Source organism: Bradyrhizobium sp. USDA 4451 (genome assembly GCF_054822585.1).
This window is the reverse complement of the sequence record NZ_JBTRCH010000001.1, coordinates 6,459,170-6,471,629: the sequence shown is the minus strand read 5'-3', so window position 1 is coordinate 6,471,629 and position 12,460 is coordinate 6,459,170. Positions and strand designations below refer to the sequence as shown.

At 63.4% G+C, this 12,460-nt stretch carries 5 protein-coding genes; all 5 read left to right on the top strand.

Annotated features, from left to right (window positions below):
* Positions 1–324: 324 nt before the first annotated feature.
* The 5 genes from rplJ to ACVMB0_RS30085 all read left to right on the top strand — a co-directional run bounded on the left by rplJ (position 325) and on the right by ACVMB0_RS30085 (position 12,403).
* Positions 325–843 carry a 50S ribosomal protein L10 gene (gene rplJ / locus ACVMB0_RS30105; RefSeq protein ID WP_146991572.1) on the top strand — a complete coding sequence of 173 codons (519 nt, stop codon included), beginning with the start codon at positions 325–327 and terminating at the stop codon, positions 841–843.
* 53 nt (positions 844–896) lie between these two features.
* Positions 897–1,274, top strand: a complete 378-nt coding sequence (gene rplL, locus ACVMB0_RS30100) for a 50S ribosomal protein L7/L12 (protein WP_456754189.1) — start codon at positions 897–899, stop codon at positions 1,272–1,274.
* 441 nt (positions 1,275–1,715) lie between these two features.
* Complete coding sequence (gene rpoB / locus ACVMB0_RS30095) at positions 1,716–5,834, top strand: DNA-directed RNA polymerase subunit beta (RefSeq protein ID WP_456754190.1); 4,119 nt, start codon at positions 1,716–1,718, stop codon at positions 5,832–5,834.
* 125 nt (positions 5,835–5,959) lie between these two features.
* On the top strand, positions 5,960–10,162 hold the full coding sequence (gene rpoC / locus ACVMB0_RS30090) for a DNA-directed RNA polymerase subunit beta' (RefSeq protein ID WP_456754191.1): 4,203 nt from the start codon (positions 5,960–5,962) through the stop codon (positions 10,160–10,162).
* Between the two features lie 180 nt (positions 10,163–10,342).
* Positions 10,343–12,403, top strand: a complete 2,061-nt coding sequence (locus ACVMB0_RS30085; protein ID WP_461348544.1) for an FAD-dependent oxidoreductase — start codon at positions 10,343–10,345, stop codon at positions 12,401–12,403.
* Positions 12,404–12,460: the final 57 nt, after the last annotated feature.

Here is a 12,460-nt window from a genome sequence, read left to right as displayed (position 1 = left end):
TGAAGCGCCTCGATCCTGTCCAAGACTGCAGGCGCCCGCGAGAACTTCGTGTTTTCAACGGCTTAATCGCATGGCCTGCATAGACGGGTGAAGACCGGATTTTGCGCTCCACGTCGCGACCCGTCGCGGCTGGGAAGCTGGTTTGGTTCGAACCTCGACAGCCCATGGCCGCAAGGCTCTGGGAGGGCAGGCTTCTAGATGTCGTCTTGCCCGGCATGTCCGAAGGGTCTTGTACCCTAACGGATCAGGTTTAGGGCGGGACGATGGGTGCAACCCGGCGGTCCCGACCTTTGCGGAAAGGCCGCCAACCGGAAAGAGCTTGCTGTGGAACGAGCGGCAAAAAAAGAGTCGGTCGAACAACTTAACGAGGTCTTCAAGACCACGTCGGTTGCGATCGTTGCTCATTATTCCGGCCTCACCGTGGCCCAGATGCAGAAGCTGCGCATGCAGATGAAGCAGGCGGGTGCGTCGGTGAAGGTCTCGAAGAACCGTCTCGCCAAAATTGCTCTTGAAGGCACTGACGTCGCTGCCATCGGCTCCCTGCTGAAGGGGCCGACCGTGATCGCTACCTCGAACGATCCGGTTGCGGCGCCAAAGGTTGCCATCGAATTCGCCAAGGCGAACGAGAAGTTCGTCATCCTCGGCGGCTCGATGGGTAAAACCGTCCTGAATGTCGACAGCGTGAAGGCGCTTGCCTCACTGCCGTCGCTCGACGAACTGCGCGGCAAGATCGTTGGCCTCATCGTGGCGCCGGCGACCAAGCTTGCTCAGCTCTCCAACGCGCCCGCGGCCAAGCTCGCACGCGTCATTCAGGCTCATGCCTCAAAGGGCGAAGCGGCCTGACCCCTTCGCTAATCTCAAACCTGGTTCGAACCAAACGTTTAAGGAACTGAACAATGGCTGATCTGCAGAAAATCGTCGACGACCTCTCGAGCCTCACCGTGCTCGAAGCGGCCGAACTCGCCAAGCTCCTCGAAGAAAAGTGGGGCGTGTCCGCCGCTGCCGCCGTCGCGGTTGCCGGCCCGGCTGCTGGCGGCGCTGCCGCTGCTCCGGCTGAAGAGAAGACCGACTTCACCGTCGTCCTGGCCTCGGCCGGCGACAAGAAGATCGAAGTCATCAAGGAAGTCCGCGCCATCACCGGCCTGGGCCTGAAGGAAGCCAAGGACCTCGTCGAAGGCGCTCCGAAGCCCGTCAAGGAAGGCGTCAACAAGGAAGAAGCCGACAAGATCAAGGCCCAGCTCGAGAAGGCTGGCGCCAAGGTCGAGCTCAAGTAATGCGCGATCCGGGAGCGCCTCTGGGCGCTCCCGGGCCATGCAAACGCCGTGCGACAGGTTGTCGCGTGGCGTGTTGGACACAAAAAAGTGTGGGGATCCGTGGACTTAACCCTCGAATCTCCTTTATTGCCATCCCATATCGGGTTGGCAGCGGAAAAACACGGTAGGCGGCGGGGGCGGCAGGGTCCCTGGCGGAAGCCGTTGGGAGACAGTCAGATTTCGGGCTTTTTCAGTCCGTAAAGCGGAGCGTTTGGACGAGCGGGTGCAGTGATGCGCCCCGCGCGTCGTTTTGCGTTTTGGAGGCAATGGGGGCGGGGCCGGGGATTTAATTCCTGACTTTGCGCTTCGTTCCTTCGGGACGATTCGAAATTCAACCCGGGGCCGATGGCAGTCGCTCCCGGAAGGTTCGCCCCACAAAGGCGACGAAAATGAGAGGCCACGATGGCGCAGCAGACATTCACCGGTCGCAAACGCGTACGCAAGTTTTTCGGTCACATCAAGGAAGTCGCCGAGATGCCGAACCTCATCGAGGTTCAGAAGGCGTCCTATGACCAGTTCCTGATGGTCGACGAGCCGGCCGGCGGTCGCCTCGATGAGGGCCTGCAGGCGGTGTTCCGCTCGGTGTTCCCGATCTCGGACTTCTCCGGCACCTCGATGCTGGAATTCGTGCGCTACGAGTTCGAGCAGCCGAAATATGACGTCGACGAGTGCCGCCAGCGCGGCATGACCTTCGCTGCGCCGCTCAAGGTGACGCTGCGCCTCATCGTGTTCGATATCGACGAGGAAACCGGCGCCAAGTCGGTCAAGGACATCAAGGAGCAGGACGTCTACATGGGCGATATCCCGCTCATGACGATGAACGGCACCTTCGTCGTCAACGGCACCGAACGCGTCATCGTCTCGCAGATGCACCGTTCGCCCGGCGTGTTCTTCGACCACGACAAGGGCAAGACCCATTCGTCCGGCAAGCTGTTGTTTGCCGCGCGCGTGATTCCGTATCGCGGTTCCTGGCTCGACATCGAGTTCGACGCCAAGGACATCGTGTTCGCGCGCATCGACCGCCGCCGCAAGATCCCCGTGACCTCGCTGATGTATGCGCTCGGTCTCGACGGCGAACAGATCCTGTCGACCTTCTACAAGAAGATCACCTACAAGCGGACCAAGGACGGATGGCGCGTGCCGTTCGATGCCAACCGCTTCCGCGGCTATTCGACCGTCAACGACCTGATCGACGCCGACACCGGCAAGGTGGTGCTCGAGGCCGGCAAGAAGCTGACCGTGCGCCAGGCGCGCCAGTTGCAGGAGAAGGGCCTCAAGGCGCTGCGGATGTCGGACGAGGAACTCGTCGGCAACTATCTCGCCGAGGACCTCGTCAACCCGAAGACCGGCGAGATCTACGCCGAAGCCGGCGAGGAGATTACCGAGAAGTCGCTGAAGGTGCTCAACGAGCAGGGCTACAAGGACCTGCCGCTGCTCGACATCGACCACGTCAATGTCGGCGCCTACATCCGCAACACGCTGTCGGCCGACAAGAACATGACGCGCGAGGACGCGCTGTTCGACATCTACCGCGTGATGCGTCCGGGCGAGCCGCCGACGCTGGATTCGGCGCAGGCGATGTTCCAGTCGCTGTTCTTCGATGCCGAGCGCTACGACCTCTCCGCGGTCGGCCGCGTCAAGATGAACATGCGCCTCGAGCTCGATGCGCCCGACACGCATCGCACGCTGCGCAAGGAAGACATCCTGGCGGTGATCAAGACGCTGGTCGACCTGCGCGACGGCAAGGGCGAGATCGACGACATCGACCACCTCGGCAACCGCCGGGTGCGCTCGGTCGGCGAGCTGATGGAGAACCAGTACCGGATCGGCCTGCTCCGCATGGAGCGCGCGATCAAGGAGCGCATGTCGAGCGTCGATATCGACACCGTGATGCCGCAGGACCTGATCAACGCCAAGCCCGCGGCCGCCGCGGTGCGCGAGTTCTTCGGTTCCTCGCAGCTGTCGCAGTTCATGGACCAGACCAACCCGCTGTCGGAGATCACCCACAAGCGGCGCCTGTCGGCGCTCGGCCCGGGCGGTCTGACCCGCGAGCGAGCCGGCTTCGAAGTCCGCGACGTGCATCCGACGCATTACGGCCGTATCTGCCCGATCGAGACGCCGGAAGGTCCGAACATCGGCCTGATCAACTCGCTGGCGACGTTCGCGCGCGTCAACAAGTACGGCTTCGTCGAGACGCCCTATCGCAAGATCAAGGACGGCCGGGTCACCGACGAGGTGGTCTATCTGTCGGCGATGGAAGAGGGCCGCTATCGCGTCGCGCAGGCCAACGTGCCGCTCGACGCCAAGGGCCGCTTCACCGACGATCTGGTGGTCTGCCGTCACGCCGGCGAAGTGCTGCCGGTGACGCCGGACAAGGTCGACTACATGGACGTGTCGCCGAAGCAGCTGGTTTCGGTCGCCGCGGCGCTGATCCCGTTCCTCGAGAACGACGACGCCAACCGCGCGCTGATGGGCTCGAACATGCAGCGCCAGGCGGTGCCGCTGGTTCGCGCCGAGGCGCCGTTCGTCGGCACCGGCATGGAAGGCGTGGTCGCCCGTGACTCCGGCGCGGCGATTGCCGCGCGCCGCTCGGGCGTGATCGACCAGATCGACGCCACCCGCGTCGTGATCCGCGCCACCGAGGATCTCGATCCGACCAAGTCGGGCGTCGATATCTACCGGCTGATGAAGTACCAGCGCTCCAACCAGTCGACCTGCATCAACCAGCGTCCGCTGGTGAAGGTCGGCGACATCGTCAAGAAGGGCGACATCATCGCTGACGGTCCGTCGACCGATCTCGGCGAACTCGCGCTCGGCCGCAACGTGCTGGTCGCGTTCATGCCGTGGAACGGCTACAACTTCGAAGATTCGATCCTGCTCTCCGAGCGGATCGTGAAGGACGACGTCTTCACCTCGATCCATATCGAGGAGTTCGAGGTGATGGCCCGCGACACCAAGCTCGGGCCCGAGGAAATCACCCGCGACATTCCGAACGTCTCGGAAGAAGCGCTGAAGAACCTCGACGAAGCCGGTATCGTCTACATCGGTGCGGAGGTCCGCGCCGGCGACATCCTGGTCGGCAAGATCACGCCGAAGGGCGAGAGCCCGATGACGCCGGAAGAGAAGCTGCTGCGCGCCATCTTCGGCGAGAAGGCCTCCGACGTCCGCGACACCTCGCTGCGGGTGCCTCCGGGCGTGCAGGGCACCATCGTGGAAGTCCGCGTGTTCAACCGCCACGGCGTCGACAAGGACGAGCGTGCGCTGGCGATCGAGCGGGAAGAGATCGAGCGTCTGGCCAAGGACCGCGACGACGAGCAGGCGATCCTGGACCGCAACGTCTACAACCGTCTCGCCGAGCTCCTGGAGAACCGCCAGGGCATCGCCGGCCCGAAGGGCTTCAAGAAGGACACCAAGATCACCCGTGCGGTGCTCGACGAGTATCCGAAGTCGCAGTGGTGGCTATTCGCCTCGCCGAACGACAAGCTGATGGCCGAGATCGAGGCCATGCGGAAGCAGTACGACGAGTCGAAGAAGGGCCTCGAGCAGCGCTTCCTCGACAAGGTCGAGAAGCTGCAGCGTGGCGACGAGCTGCCGCCCGGCGTGATGAAGATGGTCAAGGTCTTCGTCGCGGTGAAGCGCAAGATCCAGCCCGGCGACAAGATGGCCGGCCGTCACGGCAACAAGGGCGTGGTGTCGAAGATCGTGCCGATCGAGGACATGCCGTTCCTCGAGGACGGCACCCATGCCGACATCGTGCTCAATCCGCTCGGCGTGCCGTCGCGCATGAACGTCGGTCAGATCCTCGAGACCCATCTCGGTTGGGCCTGCGCCGGCCTCGGCAAGCGCATCGGCCAGACCATCGACGCCTACTATCAGAAGCAGGATCTCAAGCCGTTGCGCGAGACCCTGAAGAAGATCTACGGCGAGGATGAAACCATCAAGTCGCTGAACGACAACGAGCTGGTCGAACTCGGCCGCAATCTGAGCCACGGCGTGCCGATCGCAACGCCGGTGTTCGACGGCGCCAAGGAAGCCGACATCGAGGAGATGCTGAAGCTCGCGGGCTTCGACGCCTCCGGCCAGTCGACCGTCTATGACGGCCGCACCGGCGATGCGTTCGATCGCAAGGTGACGATGGGCTACATCTACATGCTCAAGCTGCACCATCTCGTGGACGACAAGATCCACGCGCGTTCGATCGGTCCGTACTCGCTCGTGACCCAGCAGCCGCTGGGCGGCAAGGCGCAGTTCGGCGGCCAGCGCTTCGGCGAAATGGAGGTCTGGGCGCTGGAAGCCTACGGCGCCGCCTACACGCTGCAGGAGATGCTGACTGTGAAGTCGGACGACGTCGCGGGCCGTACCAAGGTGTACGAGGCAATCGTTCGCGGCGACGACACCTTCGAGGCCGGCATTCCGGAATCGTTCAACGTGCTGGTCAAGGAAATGCGCTCGCTCGGCCTCAACGTCGACCTGCACAATTCCAAGGTGGGACCGGCGCCCACTTCCGAAGCGGCCGAGTAACGGCCGCTTCGAGCGAATAGTGAATAGCGAGTGGCGAATAGTGAACTGCAAATAGAGGACGGCGAGGCCCGGCGAACCATTCGCTACTCGCCATTCGCTATTCGCGTTTCTCCAAGGAGAAGACCATGAATCAAGAGATTATGAATCTTTTCAATCCGACGACGCCGGCCCAGGTCTTCGACCAGATCCGGATTTCGATCGCGTCTCCGGAGAAGATTCTGTCCTGGTCCTACGGCGAGATCAAGAAGCCGGAGACCATCAACTACCGTACCTTCAAGCCGGAGCGCGACGGCCTGTTCTGCGCGCGCATCTTCGGGCCGATCAAGGACTACGAGTGCTTGTGCGGCAAGTACAAGCGGATGAAGTACAAGGGCATCATCTGCGAGAAGTGCTCGGTCGAGGTGACGCTGTCGCGCGTCCGGCGCGAGCGCATGGGCCATATCGAGCTGGCAGCTCCCGTTGCCCACATCTGGTTCCTGAAGTCGTTGCCGTCGCGCATCGGCCTTCTGCTCGATATGACGCTGAAGGATCTCGAGCGGATCCTGTACTTCGAATACTACGTCGTACTCGAGCCGGGTCTGACCGCGCTGAAGGACCGTCAGCTGCTGTCGGAAGACGAGTATCTGAAGGCCCAGGACGAATACGGCCAGGACAGCTTCACCGCCATGATCGGCGCCGAGGCGATCCGCGAGCTGCTGAAGGGTCTCGAGCTCGAGAAGCTCGAGGCGACGCTGCGTGCCGACATGGCGGAGACCGACTCCGACATCAAGCACAAGAAGCTCGCCAAGCGTCTGAAAATCGTCGAGGCCTTCCGCGTCTCCGGCAACAAGCCGGAATGGATGATCATGACGGTGGTGCCGGTGATTCCGCCGGACCTGCGTCCGCTGGTGCCGCTCGACGGCGGCCGGTTCGCGACCTCGGACCTCAATGACCTGTATCGCCGCGTCATCAACCGCAACAACCGCCTGAAGCGGCTGATGGAGCTGCGCGCGCCCGACATCATCATCCGCAACGAAAAGCGCATGCTGCAGGAGGCCGTCGACGCGCTGTTCGACAACGGCCGCCGCGGCCGCGTCATCACCGGCGCCAACAAGAGGCCCTTGAAGTCGCTCGCCGACATGCTGAAGGGCAAGCAGGGCCGGTTCCGCCAGAACCTGCTCGGCAAGCGCGTCGACTATTCGGGCCGTTCGGTGATCGTGGTCGGTCCCGAGCTGCGCCTGCATCAGTGCGGCCTGCCGAAGAAGATGGCGCTCGAGCTGTTCAAGCCGTTCATCTACTCGCGGCTCGACGCCAAGGGCCTGTCCACCACGGTGAAGCAGGCCAAGAAGCTGGTCGAGAAGGAGCGTCCGGAGGTCTGGGATATCCTCGACGAGGTGATCCGCGAGCATCCGGTGCTGCTCAACCGCGCGCCGACGCTGCATCGCCTGGGCATCCAGGCGTTCGAGCCGGTGCTGATCGAAGGCAAGGCGATCCAGCTGCATCCGCTGGTCTGCGCCGCCTTCAACGCCGACTTCGACGGCGACCAGATGGCCGTGCACGTTCCGCTGTCGCTCGAAGCGCAGCTGGAAGCGCGCGTCCTGATGATGTCGACCAACAACATCCTGCATCCGGCGAACGGCCAGCCGATCATCGTGCCGTCGCAGGACATCGTGCTCGGCCTCTACTACGTCTCGATCATGCGCGAAGGCCTGCCCGGCGAGGGCAAGATCTTCGGCGACATGGCCGAGCTCGAGCACGCCCTGCATTCGAAGGTCATCCACCTCCACACCAAGATCAAGTACCGGTGGGAAGGCATGGACGAGGAAGGCAAGATGTCGAAGCGGTGGATCGAAACCACCGCCGGCCGCGTCATGCTCGGCAATCTGCTGCCGAAGAGCACCAAGATCTCGTACGACATCATCAACAAGCTGATGACCAAGCGCGAGATCTCCGGCGTGATCGACCAGGTCTACCGTCACTGCGGTCAGAAGGAGACTGTGATCTTCTGCGACCGCATCATGGCGCTCGGCTTCTACAACGCCTTCAAGGCGGGCATCTCGTTCGGCAAGGACGACATGGTCGTGCCGGCGTCGAAGTGGAAGATCGTGGACCAGACCCGTACGCTGGCGAAGGATTTCGAGCAGCAGTACAATGACGGCCTGATCACCCATGGCGAGAAGTACAACAAGGTCGTCGACGCCTGGTCGAAGGCCGGTGAAGAGGTCGCCAAGGCGATGATGAAGGAGATCTCGTCCACCAAGAAGACGGCGGCGGGCGCGGATGCCGACATCAACTCGATCTACATGATGGCGCACTCCGGTGCGCGTGGTTCGCCGGCCCAGATGCGCCAGCTCGCCGGCATGCGCGGCCTGATGGCCAAGCCGTCGGGCGAGATCATCGAGACGCCGATCATTTCCAACTTCAAGGAAGGTCTGTCGGTGCTCGAGTACTTCAACTCGACCCACGGCGCCCGCAAGGGCCTCGCGGACACCGCGTTGAAGACCGCGAACTCGGGCTACCTGACCCGCCGTCTGGTCGACGTCGCGCAGGACTGCATCATCACGCAGACCGATTGCGGCACCACGCTCGGCATCAAGATGCGCGCCATCGTCGACGCCGGCACCGTGGTCGCCTCGCTCGGCTCGCGCATCCTGGGCCGCGTGGCCTGCGATGACGTGCGCGATCCCGCCACCAACGAGGTCGTCGTCAAGCGCGACACGTTGATGGAGGAGAGCCACGTCGACGCGATCCAGCAGGCCGGCATCCAGGAAGTGAAGATCCGTTCGGCACTGACTTGCGAGCTGATCAACGGCATCTGCGCCAAGTGCTACGGCCGCGACCTGGCCCGCGGCACCCCGGTCAACCACGGTGAGGCCGTCGGCGTCATCGCGGCGCAGTCGATCGGTGAGCCCGGCACGCAGCTGACGATGCGCACGTTCCACATCGGCGGCGCCGCCCAGCTCAACGAGCAGTCGTTCGTCGAATCGAACTTCGACGGCAAGATCGTGATCAAGAACAAGGCCATCGCCCGCAACAGCGAAGGCAGCCTGGTCGCGATGGTCCGCAACATGGTCGTTGCGATCGTCGATGCCGACGGCACCGAGCGTGCAACCCACCGTATCCAGTACGGTTCGAAGATGCATGTCGACGAAGGCGACATGGTCAAGCGTGGCCAGCGCATCGCCGAGTGGGATCCCTATACCCGCCCGGTGCTGAGCGAAGTCGAGGGCACGATCGGTTTCGAGGATCTGGTCGAAGGCCAGTCGATCTCGGAAACGCTCGACGAATCGACCGGTATCGCCAAGCGCGTGGTCATCGACTGGCGCACGACGCGCGGCGGTTCGGACCTGCGCCCGGCCATCGTGGTCAAGGGCAAGGACGGCAAGGTGATGAAGCTCGCGCGTGGCGGCGATGCCCGCTACATGCTGTCGGTCGACGCCATTCTGTCGGTCGACATCGGCGGCAAGGTGATGCCCGGCGACATCCTGGCGCGTATCTCGACCGAGAGCGCCAAGACGCGTGACATCACCGGCGGTCTGCCGCGGGTGGCGGAACTGTTCGAGGCTCGCAAGCCGAAGGATGCGGCGATCATCGCGGAGACCGCGGGAACGATCCGCTTCGGCCGCGACTACAAGAACAAGCGCCGCATCTCGATCGAGCCGATGGACAAGACCGAGGAGCCGCGCGAGTACCTGATCCCGAAGGGCAAGCACATCCACCTTCAGGACGGCGACATCGTCGAAAAGGGCGATTTCATCGTCGAAGGCAATCCGGCGCCGCACGACATCCTGGCGATCAAGGGCATCGAGGAGCTCGCTGCCTATCTGGTCAACGAAATCCAGGAGGTCTACCGGTTGCAGGGCGTGCTCATCAACGACAAGCACATCGAGGTGATTGTCCGTCAGATGCTGCAGAAGGTCGAGGTCACCGACCAGGGCGACACCGACATGATCTCGGGCGAGCAGGTCGACAAGATCGAGTTCGACGCGCTCAACACCAAGGCCAAGGAGGAGGGCAAGAAGCCCGCCACGGGTACGCCGGTTCTGCTCGGCATCACCAAGGCGAGCTTGCAGACCCGCTCGTTCTTCTCGGCGGCGTCGTTCCAGGAGACCACGCGCGTGCTCACCGAGGCTGCCGTCAACGGCAAGATCGACCCGCTCGAAGGCCTCAAGGAGAACGTCATTGTCGGCCGCCTGATCCCGGCCGGCACCGGCGCCTCGATGGCGCGGATCCGCGAAGTCGCGGTCAAGCGCGACAAGCTGATCCTCGACGAGCGCGAGAAGCAGCAGGCGGCGATCGTGCCGACGGCTCCGGAAGCCGAGCCGCTGGCGCTGCCGCCCGCGGAATAGGCATCCGCAAGACTACGGATATGGCGAGAAGGCCGGCGCTTAGCCGGCCTTTTTGCTGCTTTCTTTCCCTGCTGCGGTGCAGGGACGCAGTTTGTTCATCTTTCCTTCAGGCAAAAAAGTGCCTTTGCTAGGGTGACTTAGACCGGCCGTTTGGCTCGCGCCGGAGACGACGGAATCGATATGCTCGACTTGGCTATTGTAGGCGGCGGCCCCGGGGGGCTGATGAGCGCCTGGTATTTGAAGCGCAAACTCGGCGACCTCTGCCGCATCACCATCTTCGAGGCGTCGAACCGCCTCGGCGGCAAGATCGTCACGCGCAAATTCGACAGCGCGCCTGCGATGTATGAGGCCGGCGTTGCCGAGATCTATGACTACTCGATGACGGGTCCGGACCCACTGCGCGAGCTGATCCAGCATTTCGGGCTGCAGACGATCCCGATGGACGCCGAGCAGGTGCAGCTCGACGGCGAGCTGCTGGCCGACGTTCCCGGCATGCGCCGCAAATACGGGGCGAAGACCGCGGCCGCGATCGAGGCGTTCCGCAAGCGCTGCACCGAGCTGGTGTCGCCGATCGAATATTACGAAGGCGTCGGATCCCACGACAACGAGCATCCGTGGGCCTACAAGACCGCCGAGCAGGTCCTCGACGAGGAGGTCGAGGACGCGACCGCCAAGCGGTTCTTCAAGGTGATGGCGCGCTCCGACCTCGCGACCGAGAGCCACAACACCAACGGCCTCAACGCGCTGAAGAACTACGTGATGGACGTCGACGGTTATATCGGCCTGTATTCGATCCAGAACGGCAACGAGCAGCTGATCGATTGCCTGCGCTCCGAAGTCAATGCCGACATCCAGCTCAACCATCGCGTGCTCAAGGTCGGCAAGACCGAGCAGGGCCGCTACCAGCTCAACATGATGAACGGCAAGGGGCCGGAGACGCGCGACTTCGACCTCGTGCTGGTCTGCCTGCCGCACTCCTGGCTCGCGACCATGCGCTGGGACGGCGAAGAGCTGCGCAAGTCGATGGTCAAGCACGTCGCCTATTTCGACCGGCCGGCGCATTATCTGCGCATCTCGATCCTGTTCGATGAGCCGTTCTGGGGCGAGAAGATCCCGGGCGCCTGGTTCATGTCGGAAGCGTTCGGCGGTTGCTGTATCTACAACGAGGGCGCGCGCCACGACGTCGGCAGGCACGGCGTGCTGAACTGGCTGATCGCGGGCTCCGACGCGCTGGCTTTCGCCAATCTCTCCGACCAGGAGCTGATCGACGCCGCGTTGAAGTCGCTGCCGGCCTCGCTCGGCGACGCCCGCGAGCACTTCCTCGAGGGCAAGATCCATCGCTGGCTGTCCTCGGTCAACGCGCTGCCGGGCGGCCTGCCGGTGCGCGACGTCATGACCAACCATCGCCCCGAGCCGAAACAGCATCCCGGCATCGTGGTCGTCGGCGACTATCTGTTCGATTCGACGCTGAACGGGCTGCTGGATTCTTCCGATGCCGCGACCGACATCGTCGTCACCGAGATGATGCGGCTGCGCCGCGCCCGCGCGCAGGACGAGGGCGCGCGGTCCGACAAGATCGACCGCAGCTATTTCGAGAACTATCGCGGCGCCGGCCCCTACAGCGAAGTCTGGCGCGACTTCACCGACCCGGCCTATCTGACCGACCTGATCAAGACCGTGTGGGGCAGGGCGAAGGGCTACAAGCTGCTGATCGCCGGCTCGGCCAGCGGCGAGCTGATCGGCGCGCTGCGGGAGCGCGGCATCGATGCCTGGGGCATCGAGAACAACCGCTACATCCACGGCAAGACGCCGAAGGCGCTGAGGAAGTACAACAAGCTCGGTTCGATCGCCGACATGCCGTTCAAGGACAACGAGTTCGACTTCGTGTTCGAGACCTCGCTGTGCCATCTCGGCGAGAAGCAGGTGGTGCGCGGCGTCCGCGAGCTCAACCGCGTGGTCAAGACCGGCGTCGTGTTTGCGTCGGTGACCTCGGACATGGCGCCGGCGGTGATCGATCGCTACGACCTGTTGCGCGGGGTGAAGAAGCTCGGCACCTGGTGGGAGTGGTCGGAACTGTTCTTCGGCAACGGCTTCGACCTGTCGATGCACCGCCGCGACTGCACCGACGCGTTGTGGACGCTGACGCTGGCCGCCAACAAGGGGCCGGGGCAGTGGTACGCCGACTCCGACAGCCTGCGCTATTCGTTCTTCGACAAGGTCGAGTCCGACCTCGACGACTAGCGGCAACGATCGACGGCCCTGACGCAAGCGATCGACCTTGCGTCAACCAACTGTAAG

Bases quoted from the DNA above. Each gene is read 5' to 3' on its own strand.
- ACVMB0_RS30085 (WP_461348544.1), top strand. From the start codon at position 10,343: ATGCTCGACTTGGCTATTGTAGGCGGCGGCCCCGGGGGGCTGATGAGC.
- rpoB (WP_456754190.1), top strand. From the start codon at position 1,716: ATGGCGCAGCAGACATTCACCGGTCGCAAACGCGTACGCAAGTTTTTC.
- rplL (WP_456754189.1), top strand. From the start codon at position 897: ATGGCTGATCTGCAGAAAATCGTCGACGACCTCTCGAGCCTCACCGTG.
- rpoC (WP_456754191.1), top strand. From the start codon at position 5,960: ATGAATCAAGAGATTATGAATCTTTTCAATCCGACGACGCCGGCCCAG.